17 protein-coding genes are annotated in these 17,347 nt (G+C 38.5%); 9 read left to right on the top strand and 8 right to left on the bottom strand.

All coding sequences use genetic code 11. The features are described 5' to 3' along the window. The first annotated feature begins 68 nt into the window (after window positions 1-68). The gene (locus tag AC6I0I_RS05810; protein ID WP_262953418.1) at window positions 69-1,430 is read left to right on the top strand and encodes an MATE family efflux transporter; all 1,362 of its coding nucleotides are present in this window, start codon (window positions 69-71) and stop codon (window positions 1,428-1,430) included. A 201-nt stretch (window positions 1,431-1,631) separates the two neighbouring features. Next, window positions 1,632-2,006, top strand: a complete 375-nt coding sequence (locus AC6I0I_RS05805; RefSeq protein WP_161832050.1) for a zinc ribbon domain-containing protein — start codon at window positions 1,632-1,634, stop codon at window positions 2,004-2,006. A 166-nt stretch (window positions 2,007-2,172) separates the two neighbouring features. Here AC6I0I_RS05805 and abc-f read toward each other — a convergent pair whose 3' ends face one another. Further along, complete coding sequence (gene abc-f / locus AC6I0I_RS05800) at window positions 2,173-3,666, bottom strand: ribosomal protection-like ABC-F family protein (RefSeq protein WP_411040332.1); 1,494 nt, start codon at window positions 3,664-3,666, stop codon at window positions 2,173-2,175. Window positions 3,667-4,249: 583 nt separating this feature from the next. Here abc-f and AC6I0I_RS05795 point away from each other — a divergent pair. Both AC6I0I_RS05795 and AC6I0I_RS05790 read left to right on the top strand, forming a co-directional pair. Further along, the gene (locus tag AC6I0I_RS05795; RefSeq protein WP_161832048.1) at window positions 4,250-4,834 is read left to right on the top strand and encodes a hypothetical protein; all 585 of its coding nucleotides are present in this window, start codon (window positions 4,250-4,252) and stop codon (window positions 4,832-4,834) included. 24 nt (window positions 4,835-4,858) lie between these two features. Beyond that, window positions 4,859-5,035, top strand: a complete 177-nt coding sequence (locus AC6I0I_RS05790; protein WP_161832047.1) for a hypothetical protein — start codon at window positions 4,859-4,861, stop codon at window positions 5,033-5,035. Window positions 5,036-5,107: 72 nt separating this feature from the next. On the opposite strand, the gene AC6I0I_RS05785 is transcribed toward AC6I0I_RS05790, so the two are convergent. Beyond that, a complete protein-coding gene (locus tag AC6I0I_RS05785; RefSeq protein WP_161832046.1) occupies window positions 5,108-5,734 on the bottom strand; it encodes a GNAT family N-acetyltransferase in 627 nt (208 codons plus the stop codon). 82 nt (window positions 5,735-5,816) lie between these two features. Between AC6I0I_RS05785 and AC6I0I_RS05780 the strand changes: the two genes are divergently transcribed. Next, window positions 5,817-6,632: a MerR family transcriptional regulator gene (locus AC6I0I_RS05780; protein WP_262953417.1), complete on the top strand. Its 816-nt coding sequence runs from the start codon at window positions 5,817-5,819 to the stop codon at window positions 6,630-6,632. A 117-nt stretch (window positions 6,633-6,749) separates the two neighbouring features. Here AC6I0I_RS05780 and AC6I0I_RS05775 read toward each other — a convergent pair whose 3' ends face one another. After that, on the bottom strand, window positions 6,750-7,664 hold the full coding sequence (locus AC6I0I_RS05775; RefSeq protein ID WP_161832044.1) for an FUSC family protein: 915 nt from the start codon (window positions 7,662-7,664) through the stop codon (window positions 6,750-6,752). 152 nt (window positions 7,665-7,816) lie between these two features. Between AC6I0I_RS05775 and AC6I0I_RS05770 the strand changes: the two genes are divergently transcribed. From AC6I0I_RS05770 to AC6I0I_RS05760, 3 genes are all read left to right on the top strand, one after another. Next, window positions 7,817-8,686, top strand: coding sequence for an SDR family oxidoreductase (locus tag AC6I0I_RS05770; RefSeq protein ID WP_161832043.1), 870 nt, complete (start codon window positions 7,817-7,819; stop codon window positions 8,684-8,686). Window positions 8,687-8,975: 289 nt separating this feature from the next. Continuing rightward, the gene (locus AC6I0I_RS05765; RefSeq protein WP_262953416.1) at window positions 8,976-9,620 is read left to right on the top strand and encodes a YiiX/YebB-like N1pC/P60 family cysteine hydrolase; all 645 of its coding nucleotides are present in this window, start codon (window positions 8,976-8,978) and stop codon (window positions 9,618-9,620) included. A gap of 108 nt (window positions 9,621-9,728) precedes the next feature. After that, complete coding sequence (locus tag AC6I0I_RS05760) at window positions 9,729-11,108, top strand: GTP pyrophosphokinase (RefSeq protein WP_262953415.1); 1,380 nt, start codon at window positions 9,729-9,731, stop codon at window positions 11,106-11,108. Between the two features lie 35 nt (window positions 11,109-11,143). On the opposite strand, the gene AC6I0I_RS05755 is transcribed toward AC6I0I_RS05760, so the two are convergent. The 4 genes from AC6I0I_RS05755 to AC6I0I_RS05740 form a co-directional block, all read right to left on the bottom strand. Next, window positions 11,144-12,124, bottom strand: a complete 981-nt coding sequence (locus tag AC6I0I_RS05755) for an asparaginase (RefSeq protein WP_161832041.1) — start codon at window positions 12,122-12,124, stop codon at window positions 11,144-11,146. A 189-nt stretch (window positions 12,125-12,313) separates the two neighbouring features. Then, window positions 12,314-12,739 (bottom strand): HutP family protein, encoded by a 426-nt coding sequence (locus tag AC6I0I_RS05750; protein WP_161832040.1) that lies wholly within the window; start codon window positions 12,737-12,739, stop codon window positions 12,314-12,316. Between the two features lie 477 nt (window positions 12,740-13,216). After that, a complete protein-coding gene (locus tag AC6I0I_RS05745; protein WP_262953414.1) occupies window positions 13,217-14,725 on the bottom strand; it encodes an FAD-dependent oxidoreductase in 1,509 nt (502 codons plus the stop codon). A 754-nt stretch (window positions 14,726-15,479) separates the two neighbouring features. Then, window positions 15,480-15,968: a hypothetical protein gene (locus tag AC6I0I_RS05740; RefSeq protein ID WP_262953413.1), complete on the bottom strand. Its 489-nt coding sequence runs from the start codon at window positions 15,966-15,968 to the stop codon at window positions 15,480-15,482. Window positions 15,969-16,251: 283 nt separating this feature from the next. Between AC6I0I_RS05740 and AC6I0I_RS05735 the strand changes: the two genes are divergently transcribed. After that, window positions 16,252-16,764 (top strand): DUF4358 domain-containing protein, encoded by a 513-nt coding sequence (locus tag AC6I0I_RS05735; protein ID WP_161832037.1) that lies wholly within the window; start codon window positions 16,252-16,254, stop codon window positions 16,762-16,764. A gap of 15 nt (window positions 16,765-16,779) precedes the next feature. On the opposite strand, the gene AC6I0I_RS05730 is transcribed toward AC6I0I_RS05735, so the two are convergent. Next, window positions 16,780-17,346: a GrpB family protein gene (locus AC6I0I_RS05730; RefSeq protein WP_262950489.1), complete on the bottom strand. Its 567-nt coding sequence runs from the start codon at window positions 17,344-17,346 to the stop codon at window positions 16,780-16,782. Between the last annotated feature and the right edge of the window lies 1 nt (window position 17,347).

Genomic DNA, 17,347 nt, shown 5'->3' with positions numbered 1-17,347 from the left:
AAGAGGAAGAATGTCGATTCTTCCTCTTTTTTTATTGATGTTTGTCGTTAGGGAAAGGATGTAATGAAATGAAGTTAATGAAACATTATAGGCAACATGCCTCCTTTTATAGGGATTTATGGATCATTGCATTGCCAATTGCCTTACAGCAGTTAGTAACCTCAAGTCTAAACATGGTAGATACCTTAATGGTAGGTCGTGTTGGGGTGGATGCGGTTGCCGCTGTTGGGGTATCCAATCAATATTATTTTTTATTGAATATGGTGATGTTTGGAATATATAGCGGGGGAATGGTTTACTTCGCCCAGTATTGGGGGAAAAAGGACCTACGTAATATTCATCGTCTACTCGGGTTTACGCTCGTGCTCGGAATGGGTCTAGCTGTTTTATTTACAGGGATGGCTTTATTTATTCCGGAACAAATTATTCGTATTTTTACTAATGACCAGACCGTTATGGTGTTAGGGGCAAAATACTTAAAGATTGCAGCGTTAAGTTATCCGTTTATGATTTTATCATTCGGTTATAGCATGGGGTTGCGGGCCGTAGAAAAACCGAAATTTTCGATGATTGCCTCGGTCATTGCCTTGACCCTTAATACAGTTTTAAATATAGTCTTAATTTTCGGACTCTTTGGCTGTCCTGCGCTTGGCGTGGTCGGAGCAGCCATTGCAACGCTTGTTTCAAGGGTCGTCGAGTTTATTTTAGTTCTTGGATTTGCTTATCTAAAGACCGATACCATGAACCCTAAGTTATCGGTTTTACTTTCGTTTGACCGATCGCTCATTAATAAATTGATGGTAACGAGCTTACCTGTTGTGATTAACGAGTGTTTCTGGGGGCTTGGAACGACCGCATATATGGTGATTTACGGAATGATTAACGTTGAGGCGATTTCAATTATGAACATCGTCAACTCAATTTTTAATATTTTCTTCATCGCCGCAATAGGGGTCGGAAATGCTTCAACGGTTATGCTTGGGAAAAAACTAGGTGCCGGTGAAAAAGAAAAAACGTATAAAGAAGCGATCCTCTTTTTGAAAATTGGAGTCGTACTCGGAGTTTTATCAGGAATTTTACTTGTCATGTGCATTCCTGTGATGCTTCGCTTATATCGCGATTTTGATTTCTCGACATTGGAAACAATGGCCTATGTATTAATTATCTTTGCGATAGGCTTAACCTTTAGATTTATCAATATTATTAACATCGTCGGAATTTTTCGGGCAGGTGGTGACACAAAATACGCCATGCTTCTTGAACTGGGAATTCTATGGAGCGTCGGTGTCCTTGGAACCTTTATTGCTGTCAAGTACTTCCATGCTCCACTCATTGTCGTTGCAATGATTGTTCAATTCGAGGAAGTCGTTAAAGTCCTTTTAGGAATTGTTCGAGTGAAATCGAAAAAATGGATTAATCAATTGGTTTAAGCGGCTTCAATGACTCAGAATCTGACCCCAATCAGTTCGCACATAAGCCAAAGAAAAAGTCGACATCTGTTTTGGACTATAAAATGGGGTAGGAAAATCCTACCCCATTTTTCATGGATATCATGAACGTGTCTTGGTCAACGATAATAAGATAGATTTGAAAATGATCAATAAGTGCTAGAAAGATGAGGAGTGAAAACCATGTTTTTTATTGGTGTGTTTGGAATCAATCAAAAGATGAGTGAAATTAAAGAATTACCTCCGATGATGTGTAAGTCTTGCCGACAAACGGAACGATTTACGTTAATGAAGTGTTATCAGCAATTTCATTTCTTTTTCTTACCCATTTTTAAGTGGAATATTCGTTATTTTATCCGGTGTTCATCGTGTCAGATGGTAGCAAATATCCCATTAGATAAAGGTCGTTTATTAGAAGCGGGAGAAGCGGTTGAATTAACGCTTTGGGATCAGGAAATCATTGAATCACCTGAAAAAAGAAAGCGACGTTGTCAGGCCTGTCATGAAATTGTAGAAGGAACCTTTATCTATTGTCCGTTTTGTGGGCAAAAATTGTAGCCTAAAAAAAGTGGTCCAATTCAGGACCACTTTTTTATATCTTACTGTAAAACGAGAAAATTACCTTTTCAAAAGGATACTTTCTTCTTTCTCCCAAAAGCGTATTGATTTTGTTCAACATCCTTAGTTTGCGATGTTTCGTAGACACTGCAAATAGGAACGCCACCTAGCAGCTAGGGTCAGTGTTAAATAACGAGGCGTTTGTTTCGAGTGTCAGCACGCGTGTTGCAAGGGTTTGTTTAAACGCCTGATCGTGTTCAACGACAATCATGGTCGGTTTAACTTCTTGAATAAGTTGTTCAATTTGTATTCGTGCATAAAGATCAATAAAATTGAGAGGCTCATCCCAAATGTAAAGATGGGCCTTTTCACAGAGGCTTTTTGCAATTAATATCTTTTTCTTTTGACCCGAAGAATAATTTTCTATCTTTTTTTCAAATTGTTGTCGAGCAAAGCCTAACTTGCGCAAAATAGTTTTAAATTGTGTTTCATCTAGTTGGTGCTCCTGTATAAATGCGCGAAGTGTTCCATTTAAATGATCTGTCGTCTGTGGCACATAGGAAATGATAAGATGAGAAGATCGTTTAATGGTTCCGGTGTAAGAGACCGACGAGTCAAGAATACAACGAAGCAAACTACTTTTCCCGCTACCATTTTTCCCCTCAATGAATAGACGCTCCCCCTCGGAAAGAGAAAAAGAAATGGGGAAACAAAGACGACGGTGATCATAGAAAAGACTAACATCGGATAGTGATAGGAGAGGGCCAGCTGAATAGGGTAAAGAAACTAACTTTAAAGGTTCGTGTTTCTCTATATTTTTCAAAAGCGCCGCTTTTTCATCGATGGCCTTTTTACGCCGTGCCTCAATTGATTTGGAACGCTTCATAAGTTTAGCCGCCTTATGGCCGACAAATCCTTTATCAACCGGTCCAATTTTCGTCGCCTCTTTTTGATGGGACCAATTGGCTGATTGGCGCATCGACTGTTGAAGTCGCAGGACCTCTTTTTTTAATTGTTGATTCCTTTCAAGTTCCTGTTCTTGCTGGTGATTAAAGTTGACAAACCACGATGAAAAGTTTCCAGATTGACACTCAATGGTTTCTTTATTTAGGGCAAGAATATGATCCACACACGCATCTAGAAAATGCCGATCATGAGAAATAAGCATAAATCCTTTTTTACGTTTTAAATAGGCAGCGACGCACGATCTTCCATGTGCATCTAAATGATTCGTTGGTTCATCAATTAAAAGAAAGTTTCCTTCTCCTAAAAAAAGAGCGGCAAGTAAAACTTTTGTTTGCTCCCCGCCACTTAACGTCTGAAACGGGCGCGCTAAAATATCAGTTGAAAGATCCAGTTGCGAAAACTCACAAATAAATTCCCATGTTTCCCTCATCGGACATAACTGTTGTAACACCTCCTCCGTCGATTGTTGAGGAACTGGCACATTCATCGGAAAGTAATCAAAAGAAACAGAATGAACAATGGTTCCCGTGTAGGACTCCAATCCTTGTAAAAGCCGAAACAACGTCGTTTTTCCACGACCATTTCGCCCAATGACACCGAGTTTCCAGTCCGTATCAACTTGCAAATGAAGATTTTCAAACACATAATCGCCACTCGTTGGATAAGCGAAAGTTAAATTTTCAATTTTAATCATGGACATCAAAATTCCTCCTTTGGGTTAAAAGATAACGATTCTTACAGGATGTTCGCTTGTCCCTTGAGGTTCTGATTCCCTTAAAATAAAAAAGGAATCCCAAGAAAGTTCATTCTTAGGATTCCTTTTCACATGTGATGCCCAAAAGGGGGCACTTGATGGGAAGAATCAGATCGAAAGATTACTTTTTTGACGTAAAGACAACGCGTCCATCACAACATAGACCGTTAATTTATTTTCTTTGTCAAAAAAGTTAATCATCTTTCCACCTCTTTCGATTCAAATTAAAAAAAGTCAGCAGGGGCATGTCACTATACATCTACGGTATCCTATCCACGCGGCGCTTTAGAATCAATTTTCATCGGACGCATACTAGGTCTTTACCGCCGATCCCTAAAGTGAGAAAGGCCGATGTTTCATCGTGATTTTGTTTCCCTCAATACACAGTAATTTAACATAGAAAACAAAGCATGTCAATTCCAAACAGAATGAATCTTCTTTTTTTCGTCTGAAACGGTTGCCATTTTAGGTTCTCATTCGAGGGGGGCTTGTCATATATTATAGAAGAGGGGGGTGTTTGTGTATGCTTAGTCAAACAATGTTGCGTATTAAAAGAAATATTGGAACGTGTCTCTCCGAAATCGATGAAATTATTGAGCATTGTCAGGGACTGCTTGAAAACAATAATATAATTATTTTAATTAATGGGGAACTTTATCATAAATTAGAAGGAGAATGTGCCAAGTTAACGAAGGTTCGCCACGCGTTATTTTATATTTACTCCAATTTAGAGACAGAATTTACGTCTTATGTCCTTGATTTAACGTTAGAAGGTCATGAACTGATTAAAAAAATTAATGACATTATTGAATGCATCGAGGAAAAATGGAATGAAGGGGACATAGACATCAATAAATATATATTAGCCCAGGCGATTGTGAGGTTACACTTAGACGGGGATGTGGTGATTGATATCGATGATTTAGAACGCGTCCTTCAACTTCCAAACCATTATTGGCTCTGTCTTTATGTGGTCAACGAGCGGGACATCAGGGTTTGCCACTACTCAGCATGGAAAACGAAGCAGGAGGCACTCCTTTTTGCGATGCAGATGAATGGATGCGGAAAGGATTATGTGATCAATCGATTTGAGTTAAAGATTGTTTAATCATTGAGGAGAGAAGGTGTTCAAATGGGGGAAAGCATATTTGAATATACGGATAAAGATGGGGTAGAGTTACAGGTTTATCACTGTAAGTTATACGATGAATACTTTATTCGAGTAGGGGAGCGGATTGTTGAAGTCGACCCTACTGTCTTAAGTGAGTTGCGCGATGTTTTAACTAAATTAACAGATACAATTTTATAATGAGGCATCAAAAAAGGGGATCTCACTTCGGTTCCCTTTTTTTGATAGAAGGTAAACTGGCGTCCTTATACGTTAGTTGGAAAGAGTCGCATCATAAATGAAAAAATTCATGTCGTGTACGCCCTCTTTAATTGTCACCTTCTTTTTTAGCTCGCAACGGCGCGTCATCCCTTTCCGTTCGTAAAAGGCAAAATTGCAACTTGTATCCGTAAATAAATAAAAGTCGTGTAAGTATTCTTGATGAAGGTAATCTAAAAATGCTTGATAAAGCAGTTGCCCAAGTCCCATTCCTCGGTAACTCGAATCGACCACAAATAGCGCTAATTCAGCTGAATACGTTTTTTTACATTCTTTTAGTAACTGTTGATCAACAGTACTTACGTTGCCAAATAATTGGGCTACCTGGCGTCCTTCTCGTGAGGCATAAAGGTGAAGAATGGCCTGAATCTGTCGCAATCGTTCATAAATAGAACACCGATGGGTAAAACAATTTTTACCTAAAATGATTCCGACCGGGGTTCCTTTATATAAGGCAACCATTGAAAAGGTTTGATTAGCCAAACAACTTCTTAAAAAGACGGCCGCCATTTTACCGGCTGTCTTTGAGTCCGTTAACTGGTCATAGTGCCAAGTTTGTCGAATGATCCTCGTTAAAGGTTTAAAATCTCTTTCTTGATACGGTCTAAAGCTTAAGTCCATCTGATTTCCTCCTTGTTTTTATCTTGAACACTTTATATAATAAAGTTTACAGTTACTGTAAGGTCAAGGAGGAAATAAAAAAATGAAACCATCCCATTTGCTAACGGTCCAACAATTTTCAAATTTACATCAGGTGAATAAACGGACCTTGCACTATTATGATACCATCGGCCTTTTTTCCCCAACACAAAAAGGTGAAAATGGGTACCGCTATTATGACACGACCCAAAGTGTTCATTTCGAGTATATTCAATTTCTCAAAGGATTAGGGTTGAGTTTAGATGAGATTCGCACATATTTACAGCAGCCCAATGCCCAAGACTTTTTAAAGTTGGCGGATGAAAAGTTAGATGAGTTGGCGAGACAGATAAAGCAATTACAGCGTCAATGCGAGATCTTACAGTTAAAAAAAGAGCAAGTAGAAAAAAGTCTTCACCCGGTGGAGGAAAAGATTCAGATCGTTGATTGTCAAGAAGACGCCATTGTTCTTTTAGAGGTGCGTCAGGGATTGGAGGACACTGAATTTTTCAAAAAAATCAAGGAACATTTTTCAATGGAGCAGTTACCATTAGGAATAGGAACGGTTATTTCATTAGATGGCGTGCGTCAACAGGGGATTAATTCTCATGAAGGATTCTTTTTTAGATGCTTTGAAGAGACGATCCCTTCTACTTCATTAAGAAAACCGAAGGGGCGTTATCTTTGTGGGTATCACCGGGGGACGTGGGAAGGGATTCCCGCTGTTTATGAACGGATGCTTCACTTTGCAAAGGAACATCATCTTCAGTTAGGGGCATACGCTTATGAGCGGGGATTAAATGAATTTGTCATTGAGAGAGAAGAGGAGTATTTAACAGAGGTCATGATTCCCATTCTTGAAGAAAAAGTTGAAGATTAAGGGAGAGATCCCTCGTTACGGACAAATCCCGCTCAACTTTCCCTAAGAAAGAAGCTTCCTCGTTTATCAGGCATATAAAAAAGCGATCGCTCTTTATTTAAAGGCGTCGCTTTTTTCTTATTCTTTTTCTTCTGTTCCTAAATGAAAGCTTAAATTTTGAATGGTTAAAGTTAATAGTTCAACCTGAGCTAACATTTTATAAATATGATACTCAAAAATAGGATCGATCGGTTGTTCTAACTGGATAGATTTTTGGCACCCCGTATTAAAGAACTCAATAATTTCCATCTTATTTTCAAAGGTCATCTCTGTTTCTTCATGATTGAGTTTAGCAATACACTTCGCGTGGAAATAAATATCGTGACAGGCATCAATCGAACATTTTAACTGTTGAAGGGAAACGGGATGCTTATGAAATTTTGTATCTTCACAATAATTATGATAAATTGCATTTAAGCGATTTAATTCTAAATTTAATGGTTGCATATTTAAATCTTGATGAATTAAAATATTCTTTACTAATTCAAGCGTTAAAGATTCGATTTTTTCAATCTCTGAGGTGAGTCGCCCGAGGTAGTTAGGCTGTGCAATGACATAATTCACCACAATTCCAACAATAATTCCAATCGACGTATCCGTTGTTCTTAATAACGAGTACACCAGCGGATCGTGATCGGCGGTAATTCCCATAATAATCGATAAGCAAACCGTGGTGGCGATGATAATCGATGCACTGATTTTACTCCTATTACAACAAACAATCGTTACAATCATCGCAATTCCAACAAAGAGGGGAGAGTTTAACTGAAAAAGGGCAAATAAATAACCAATGATTGCACCTAGAACCGTTCCTAATAAACGGTTTTTTCCGGCAACGAGCGAACTTTTCATCGTATTTTGCAATGCGAAAATCGTCCCAATGACTGCATAAAAAGCATTACTTACTAAAAAAGTATGGCCAAGGGCGGCAGTAATCACAACCGCAATTCCCGTTTTAAATGTTCGCATTCCAATAAATGAACTAATTCTCATCTTTTTCGCTCCTTTGACTCCTTTAAAAACTGACTACTTACTACTATATTACTGATTTTTCAAGGAATCAATAAAATATCACAAAATTTTGATAAAAATTGTTTATTCGGCCACACTAACATTGATTGTTTTTACGAAAGGGGTTTTTAGTGATGAATCAGTCGATACCATTTCCTAAAAAGGCGAAGCCACAAGTTCAACATCAACAGCCAGGAATCGAGTCTGTCATGGATCCAGCACCTATTTATGAGCATCCGGACTATCAAAAGGAGGCCCGCCTACAAGATAAAGTAGCGATTATTACTGGTGGAGATTCAGGAATCGGTCGCGCGGTAGCTGTTGCTTTTGCCAAAGAAGGGGCGGACCTTGCCATTGTTTATTATAACGAAACCGAGGATGCAAAAAAAACGAAGGAACAGATTGAAAAATTAAACCGACAATGCTTATTAATTCAAGGAGATTTGGCAAATGCCTCATTTGCGCAAGACATTGTTAATCAGACATTAACAACGTTTGGAAAAATTAATATTTTAGTTAATAATGCTGCCGTCCAATATCCCCAAGCTGATATTACCCAAATAAAAGATGAAGAGTTACATCGTACATTCGATGTGAATTATTTTGGAACCTTTTATTTAACACGTGAGGTCATTCCCCATTTAACAGCGGGAGATAGCATTATCAATACGACTTCTGTTACCGCCTATGAAGGCCATGAGATGCTATTAGACTATTCATCCACCAAAGGGGCATTAACAGCATTCACCCGCTCGTTAGCGATGAATTTAGCACCTCAAGGAATCCGCGTCAATGCAGTAGCACCTGGGCCGATATGGACCCCGTTAATCCCTGCATCTTTCGATGCGAAAAAGGTCGCCGAACATGGAACAAGCGTTCCTATGAAGCGTATGGGACATCCTGTTGAATTGGCGGGGGCTTATGTTTTACTCGCTTCAGTTGAAGGATCTTATATGTCGGGAACAACAATTCATATTAATGGGGGAACCATCACTAACAGCTAAACGAACATTCGTTCACACCTCGTGTGTGAAAAACTATCCCTCAGTGAGCGTTAAACACAAAAAAATCCGGTCTTTTCCCTCCCCAGAACCCAAAAAACAAATGATCGTTCGTGACAGAGGAAGGAGGTTCAACTCATTAACAAACACACGTTCGCATAACAGATATTCATGATGTCAAACATACGTTCGTAAACAAAATCAACAGACACGAAGCGGTAATATGTTATAATAAAAAGGCGTGCAATAACTAAGAAAACAACATGCTGACAATGATAGGGGGCGTTCGTACGTGAAGCCTTATTTATTACCCGTCCTTTTTACTCTCCTTATGAGTGGGTTAAGCCTATGGGTGGAGCAAGGAGCCTACACGCCATCAACCCTTGGCATTCCGACGGTTCAGGTCGCTGATTACTCCGTCGGTTTATTAACGCTTGAGGAGCGATGTGTGGATGAAAAAAACCAGCAGGTGATCTGTCACCAATTAACGGATATTCAAGAAGGAGATATTTTAATCACTAAATCTAATCACACGCTATTTTACCGTCACGGACACGCTGGGGTTGTGATTGATGCGAAAGAGGGACTTGTTTTAGAGGCGCTAGGCTACGGAGAAAGCTCCACGCTTGAACCATTAGAAAAGTGGAACTATTATCCGACAGTTAAAGTTCTTCGATTAAAGGATGCTAGTCAACGGGATCGGTTAATGTCTCAAAACTTCACTCCTTTTTTAGGCATTGATTATCATCTTTTTGCTCGAAAAGCCGATTTATCGGCGACCCATTGCGCCGATATTGTGTGGAAAGTTTTTAATCAGATTGGCATCGATGTAGATAGTAACGGCGGGTATTTTGTGACCCCAAAAGATATTGCGAAGAGTCCTTATTTTTTTGAAATCGCGTCCTATGGTTTTGAAACTGAAGGAGGTTGGTCGTAATTTCTGACTTTTTATGTGAAATTCATACGTTTTTTTCATTAGCATCCGAATGCATTTTAAGTTAAAATAGATGAGGGCAATTTTTATGGGAAGAAGGGGAGTTTAAAAGTGCCATTAGCAGAATTAAAGTATATCGATACTGCTTTATTAACATTAGATAAGAAGCGGGATCATTTTGAAGTTATTTCAAAATTATTGAAAATAGAATTTAATGAAATTATGAAATTGTATTCGAAGGATTTTTTAAATATTACGACACGTGTCAAAGGACATGATAGTTTAAAGGAAAAGATTCTTCGCCAGGGGTACTATAAAAAGTTTGATGATCCAAAACATTTAATCTATCAATTATCGGATTTGATTGGCGTTCGCATTGAATGCCGATTTGAACAAGATGAACGCGAGATTTTTAAAGTCCTTAAAAAACATTTCGATGTGCGAAATAAAGAGGGGGGATATTATAACGAAAATAATCCCCATATTAAGCTTTATCTCGATGAACGACAACCTCAACGTCAAAAGAACGGGTTTAAAATTTTTAGAATTGACGGAGTGATCACGGATACCGATCACGATTTGCCATTTGAGTTGCAAATTAAATCGCTCGTTAACTTGTTTTGGAGTGAAATTGAACATAAAATTATTTATAAAAACTATAATGTGTTATTAGTTGACGATTTACTCGTTGAAATGATGCATTCGATTAAAAATAACCTCGCGTTACTCGATAAACAGTTGCTCTCAATCTATCGAAATGTTGAACAACGCCAAACCGATGGGGATTACCAACGTCGTAATCTCGAAGAGGCGATGGCTAAAATGTGCAATGATATTTTTGCGGCTCAACTGAAAGAGCAATTAGGGATGAATGTAAACATCAAAAAGGCGTGCCAAACCATTATGAAGTATACGTTTTTCCCAAATGGAATGTTTGAGATCCAAACAGTTAGTGATTCTTTAATTAAGGCGCTTGAACGTCTATCAGAAATTTCAAATGATAAGGTTGAATTTAACGTTCCAATTGTGTTTTCACGAGAACCGGTTTATCATTCAACTTTCTCACAACTGATAGGGCCTTATTTTCGAGAGGTCATGAATAAAGAGTTTCACTGGAATTTATTTTTCAAAATCTTATTTGAAATCGAACCACAAGATAGTGTCGATGACTTTGAAAAGTTTTTATCTTTCTTAGAACAAATTTATCAAACATCGCCTGCCATTACACGGTTGAAAAAGACATTATCCTCGCAGTTTGAGGATAAAGCACCACTTATTATGGATACATTAATTGAGACTTTAGCAGATACCATTATTTTAATTGATGATGTAGAGTGTATATATGAACATAATTTAACTAAGGTCACATCTATTATGGCGGAAACTTTACGTGATATTACCTCACAAATTTCCACCTATGATCAATGGCTCGTTCAAGAAGAGACTGTCCTTTTAGAATTTAAGCAAAATTTACTTGAAGAATTATCATAAAAAAAGCAAAAGCGATTTCTCGCTTTTGCTTTTTTTTAATCCATAAAGTATGATTTTATTTCATCATGTTGTTGAGTCACACTCAGAATAAGCATCAGTTGAATTCGAGCCTTTTGACCATTTAAATTACTTGCTAAAATAGCTCCAGCTTCGATTAACTGTGCACCTCCACCCTCATAACCATATGATCCTAACACACGCCCCATTGGACAACGTGAAACAATCACAACTGGAATATCACAAGCCAGGGCGCGCTTGATTCCGTCCATCATCATTGGGGGAACATTTCCGCGTCCCATCGCCTCAATGACAATTCCTTTTGCTCCTTGGTCGACCAAGAAATTTAAAAGTGTACTGTCCATTCCTGAAACAGCCTTCAATAAATGAACATTCGTTTCAATGGCATGTGTATTCACATGTTTCGTTGGAGTAGATTGTTTCTGATAATAGATGACATCATCTTGATCAACAATCCCAATTGGACCAAACTCTAACGATTTAAATGTATCCAGGCTCATCGTATGGGTCTTAGTTACCGATCGAGCACTATTCACCTCGTTATTTAGGACAACTAAAACTCCTTTTTTTCGCGAATTAGGATGAACGGCTGTACAAATAGCGGCTGCTAAATTACTTGGTCCATCATAACCAAGTTCTGATCCATTACGCATCGCACCGACGACAACAACTGGTTTTTCAGAGTCAATGCACACATCTAAAAGAAACGCTGTTTCCTCTAAATTATCCGTTCCGTGTGTCACAACAACCCCCACAATGTCTTCTTGTGACAATTTAGATTCAACGACCTCTTTTAATTCCATCATTTTTTCCGGCGTCATATGCGGACCCGGAAGTTTACCAAATTCGACAATATCAAGTTCAGCCACTTGATCAATATTCGTGACCATTGACATGATATCCTCACTTGACATCGAAGGAATCGCGGCCTTCAGACGTGGGTCTACTTTCATTGAAATGGTTCCACCTGTAAAAATCACTGCTACTTTGTTTGCCATAAAAAAAGCCTCCACGTTCATTAGTTTTTATCGTACTACATAATATTGTACTCATTATACATAGGTGTTGCAACTATTTGTCAAAAAATAGAAAACAATTTCCTTAACCCCTTATTTTTGATAACCAAGAACAAATTCATCATGACGTTCACGAAAAAGCAGCGGGAGAAAAAAGGGGGGGCATAACCATTAAAGGGTAGCAGGCACCGAACGGTGAGCTAAACCGATCACCACATCATCCAGATGGAGTAATCCAATACTTAAAAAGACGCATACCGTTAAATGTTCTCCGCATCGCGCAATGGAAATCTTTCCTCCAGCATTCAGTCCTGTCGCTTTCATTGAAACTTGCATAATTGCATCACGAGCAGCACCTGCAACAGCCCCATCTAACACACAGGACTCCTTTGTCACATGCGTTTTCCGTGCGGCAATAATCGCACGTTCAATGATTTTTGGGATAGACTGAATCAAATTGCCACCAATATCAACAGCTGTTACTTGAATGCCTTGTCTATTTAAATCTTTAATTAGCTGCTCCTCCTCCTGACGACTAGACGTCATTGAAACTCGGACAGCAGCTTTAGCAACATCTAAACTACTAAATGACTTCATCGTGTAAAATCCTCCTTATATTAAATAACTATATATAGACGCCGAAATCGACCCGCGAGCCAAAAAGGATTCTACCTCAATAGCGGTACCCTATAGCTTTATCAGAGCATCAACTAAGTATTATGGGGTCACCTAACATTCATCATTTTATTTTAAAGAACTATCTCTTTAAGATTACACCTTTTTTCAATAAAATACAAAGTTTTTTCGATCTTTTTAAAACAAAAAAAAACACCATTGCCGGTCAATGGTGTTTTAGGAATGTAGGTAAAGATAAGGAGTGTGAGCACAAAATTGGCTCAAATCTATTATACGTTCAATTGGATCAGGCTTCAATAAAATCTCGTGACTGAGACTAAACAAATCTAATGGAATTGGAAGGGGATTCCCTTTTCTTACAACTTAAACTCGCTTTCGACACAAAAAGGACACACTTTATTCTCACCCTTCGGTAGAATAGGGGATTTTGTAGATTTTTTAAAAGAGGTTAGGGTCAATTCGATTGGTTGTAGACTTTAACGCAGAGTGGGCGGGCCCCGATACGACCGTCCCGTTTACATCAAATCGTGAGCCATGACAAGGGCAATCCCAAGTTCGTTCGGCATGATTAAAAGATAATTCACATCCCAGATGAGGACACGTAAGATCAACCATCCATGTTTCACCTTGCTCATCCATATAAACCCCATATTTTCCTTCATCCAGTTTCAAAACAACCGCTTCACCTGGGGTAAGTTGGGATAAGTCTTCTTCCGCTCTTAACTTTCCTTTAACGAGCTCCCACGCCGTTTGGGCATTATAACGAATAAGGTTTTTGATTTGAAGGGCGATGTGTTGACGGTTAGGGTTAAAAAGAGAGGCATACGGCGACTCTTGTCCTAAAATTAAATCTTTCAATAAAAGCGCAGCAACCGTCGAAGTCGTCATCCCCCATTTTTTAAATCCAGTTGCAACAAAAATCTGATCGCCTTGTTTCATCTGACCAATATACGGAAGACGGTCAACGGTGTCATAATCTTCTGTTGACCAATGATACGAAATATTTGAAGGGGCAAAGTGTTGCGTTGCAAACCTTGTCAGCGCCTCATATCGAGTCTTTGTCTCTTTTTCTGTTCCGGTGCGATGATCTTCCCCACCAACTAATAAATAATTTTGATACGTTCGAATGGATCGGGTAGGTTGCCCGTAAGAAAGATACATGCCTTCAGGCATATTTTTTACACCTTCACACGCCATGAGGTAAGATGTTTGTGCCTCCATCTTAGCAAAAAGGAAAGATAAGTCATCATAAAAAGGGTAGTGCGACGTTTGAACAACCTTTTGTGCCTCAATTTCATAACCTAACGACGTGCACACGGTAAGGGTCCCGTCCTTTTTCTTAATATCGGTTGCCGCAGTCTGCTCATAGATCCGAATGTTTGGGTATGTTTGGATTTCTTCTAAAAGAGCCGTCGTGTATTTAACCGGATTGAACTGGGCCTGATTCTCTAATATCAATGCACATTCAATGGGGAAGGGGAGATCCAATGTCTTAACTAATCGTCCCTTTAATCCTAGTTCCTGATAAGCGGCGTATTCTTTTTCAAATAACGGAATATCGTGGGCGTTTTGAGTGTAAATCGCCGAAAACTTTCGTTCAAACTCACAATCCATGCGATGCTGTTTAATGGTTTGGGAGATAAAGTCTAACGCTTCAAGTTGAGCATTTGCATAACACTTTGCATCATAATGGCCGAATGTGTGGATCAACTCATGATAAATTAAGTCATGTTGGGCTGTCACCTTGGCCGTTGTATAAGCTGTCGTTCCGCTTGAAACACGATCTGAATCTATTAAACAAATCGTGAGAGGGGTGTCTTTTAATAAATAAGCCAACGTGATCCCGGTTATGCCGGCACCGACAATACAGATGTCAGTTTTTGTATGTTGGGAAAGGGGGGGATAGGTTGATGTCTTCTGAGATAAAGACCATAAAGACTGATGCATCGGTAAAACCTCCTAACTATTAATCATTATCCGTCTTAAGCTAACTAGACCTGCCATTCATCGTTTATAAGCCTATCTAAAAGATAATCAGGCTATCATTTCCGTCGTCTATTCATCTGGCAACCTCTGAAAAGCGAATTAAGACTTCGAGAGATACGTCCAAAAGAACTGGATCAGACAGACATGTTTATCCAATAGTGTGAAACAAGTCTGTTAAACTATGTATGATCAGTTACTATTTTGCAAAAAGAACATAAACTGAGCGTCTATAAAAGATTTCCCTTTATAAATAACCATTTTTTGATTATCTATCCATAACTTCTCATAAACTTCATTATGTTAACTTACTAATAGTTTTACTATTAGTAAGTTAACATAATATATATTATCGGTAGTTAGGTCTGTTTAAATTTAAATCGCGTCATATCAACGATTATGAGTTCGTTAAATCCGTTAAATTCGCCTATTTTTATAAAAACCGTGGTCAAATTGGGGTCAAAACTCAAATGTTTTAAAATGATTCTACTCTTTTTTTTAAGTAGACGGAGTCACTGAAATCACACCACTTACTTCGGTAATTTCGTAATAAAACGTGCGTAACCTGTTGCGTTTTTTTATTCCCTTGAATGTGGTTCCCTTTATTTAATGATTCCTCCCTTTATTAAGTCGTGGGGAATTCCCTTTAAAGACTCCCTCTTAAACTTGTGGCATACAAAAAGGACCTCCATTTGAGATCCCAATAATCGATGATACACTAATTCATAAAGCGGCCTTTTTCTTCCTTTTTTAATTCGCGCCCTTTGGACACTTCTGTTTTTACGATTTCCCACTCCACCTTCAACATTTTTTGGTATTCATCAAGCAGCTTGCGATAAGCAAAGTCTGATAAGTCAACTTCTGTTAAAACCGCCGTCGTCAGTTCATTCAAAAGAGTTAAAATCTTTCCATCCTGGGCCCAATTTAAATACAACTTTAAATACGCATCCAACTCCACAACTTCCTCTTTAATCTGATGAAGTTGCCCCCTCGATGCTTTCTTATCAGAACTTAACATTCGACTATTTTTATATTGCTCAATAAGCGAACAATACCTCGAAACAGCGCCCTTAATATCATGCATCCAGCGTAACTTCTCTTCCGTCATCCTCGCGCGAGATTGCGCCTCCTGATTCATTTCAAGATTACATCTGACAATAATTAAAATTCCGAATAGTGCTAAAACAATGACTGCGATTTCTTCCATAACTAACCCTCCCTACTCAATAAATTATTCACGGCCCCCCCCATTTATGAACTAATTCGTTTAAAATTATCAGTTAACATGTCATTTCTCTATCACACCCTGCATATAGTAGAAAAGTCGGCATAACTGATTTTTTCACACAAACGATGGGCACGAGTTGTCCATCTTTTTTTTTGAAGAAAATAAAGACCGTTTATTTAAATTCCGCTTCCTGATGTATGACTTAGGACTCTTTTAGGCATACTGTAAGCATATGATTGTTGCTCAAGAGGAGGCACCTAACATGAAACGCAACGGTTTACTTTTAACGATGACCTTCCTATTACTTTGTGCCTGTCACCCCTTAACCCAGGATTCAATATCCCCTACTAATCCTACGCCGCGGCCTACTCAAATCCAACAAACAATCATTCAAATCATTGAACAACAGGAGTATGATACCATCCATTGGATAAGCAAGGAAGATATTCAAAATTTTATCTCTCTCAACCCCTCATTCATTGAAGAGTGCTACTTATCGTATGGAACCGATGACTTAAAAATGAGTGATCTTTTTATTATCAAACCGATTCATGGGAAGAAAAAAGCTGTCATTGACGCATATAAGATTCATCAACAATATCGGATGAATCAAAGTCTTCTCAATCAGGATGAGGCTAACTTTAATAAAGCCCAAAATGCCCTTATTTATGAACATGATGATTATTTAATTTTCCTTCTCTTGAATCACCCACTTCAGGCTCAAAAACAACTGAATGCCGTCCTTGACTTAAAAACAACTAAAAAATGTCAATGAATTCATTGACATTTTTTAACGAATTAAAATCCCTTCTTCCTTCGCCATTAACGTGTATTTAGTTACAAATTCGGATTTAGCTTCAGTATACGCATCCCGGTCGTTAGGATATTTCTTCCATAAAGTCAATTTCAGTTGTTCATAAGCGCTAGCAATTTCGGGATGTTGATTTAAATACGCACAAAAGTATCGTTCATCGTGATCCCCCAATCGACGCAAATGAAGATGAAAGACCTTTTCTGCGAATCCTTCACTCGTGTACCCTTTGTTAAAGGAAATCCTTCCCGGCATTTTTGACATACACTGATATCCTGACGCAATCAATGTCTTTTCAACCTGCACGAGCGCCACATCATCGGCCACCTCTATTAAAAGATCAATAATGGGTTTAGCCCAAATGCCTGAAATGGCCGTGCTCCCAATATGGCTTATCCTCACCTCTTCGCTTAATGAAAGGAGTTTTTTTAAATAATGAGCTTCTTCTTCATACCAGTTAATCCAATGAGGTTGTGGCTCACTTAATTGAATGGGAAAGAGTTGCCATAACTCTTCTAAGCTCATTTCTGATAAGTCTTTTTGCATG

The sequence above is a fragment of the Turicibacter sp. St.80E1 genome (assembly GCF_059728495.1).
Note: the sequence above shows the minus strand (reverse complement) of the source record. Positions and strands in the feature narration are given on the sequence as shown.

What these genes read in the sequence shown, in the direction of transcription:
- AC6I0I_RS05810 (WP_262953418.1), top strand. Translation starts at nt 69, where the DNA reads ATGAAGTTAATGAAACATTATAGGCAACATGCCTCCTTTTATAGGGAT.
- AC6I0I_RS05805 (WP_161832050.1), top strand. Translation starts at nt 1,632, where the DNA reads ATGTTTTTTATTGGTGTGTTTGGAATCAATCAAAAGATGAGTGAAATT.
- abc-f (WP_411040332.1), bottom strand. Translation starts at nt 3,666, where the DNA reads ATGATTAAAATTGAAAATTTAACTTTCGCTTATCCAACGAGTGGCGAT.
- AC6I0I_RS05795 (WP_161832048.1), top strand. Translation starts at nt 4,250, where the DNA reads ATGCTTAGTCAAACAATGTTGCGTATTAAAAGAAATATTGGAACGTGT.
- AC6I0I_RS05790 (WP_161832047.1), top strand. Translation starts at nt 4,859, where the DNA reads ATGGGGGAAAGCATATTTGAATATACGGATAAAGATGGGGTAGAGTTA.
- AC6I0I_RS05785 (WP_161832046.1), bottom strand. Translation starts at nt 5,734, where the DNA reads ATGGACTTAAGCTTTAGACCGTATCAAGAAAGAGATTTTAAACCTTTA.
- AC6I0I_RS05780 (WP_262953417.1), top strand. Translation starts at nt 5,817, where the DNA reads ATGAAACCATCCCATTTGCTAACGGTCCAACAATTTTCAAATTTACAT.
- AC6I0I_RS05775 (WP_161832044.1), bottom strand. Translation starts at nt 7,664, where the DNA reads ATGAGAATTAGTTCATTTATTGGAATGCGAACATTTAAAACGGGAATT.
- AC6I0I_RS05770 (WP_161832043.1), top strand. Translation starts at nt 7,817, where the DNA reads ATGAATCAGTCGATACCATTTCCTAAAAAGGCGAAGCCACAAGTTCAA.
- AC6I0I_RS05755 (WP_161832041.1), bottom strand. Translation starts at nt 12,124, where the DNA reads ATGGCAAACAAAGTAGCAGTGATTTTTACAGGTGGAACCATTTCAATG.
- AC6I0I_RS05750 (WP_161832040.1), bottom strand. Translation starts at nt 12,739, where the DNA reads ATGAAGTCATTTAGTAGTTTAGATGTTGCTAAAGCTGCTGTCCGAGTT.
- AC6I0I_RS05745 (WP_262953414.1), bottom strand. Translation starts at nt 14,725, where the DNA reads ATGCATCAGTCTTTATGGTCTTTATCTCAGAAGACATCAACCTATCCC.
- AC6I0I_RS05740 (WP_262953413.1), bottom strand. Translation starts at nt 15,968, where the DNA reads ATGGAAGAAATCGCAGTCATTGTTTTAGCACTATTCGGAATTTTAATT.
- AC6I0I_RS05735 (WP_161832037.1), top strand. Translation starts at nt 16,252, where the DNA reads ATGAAACGCAACGGTTTACTTTTAACGATGACCTTCCTATTACTTTGT.
- AC6I0I_RS05730 (WP_262950489.1), bottom strand. Translation starts at nt 17,346, where the DNA reads ATGCAAAAAGACTTATCAGAAATGAGCTTAGAAGAGTTATGGCAACTC.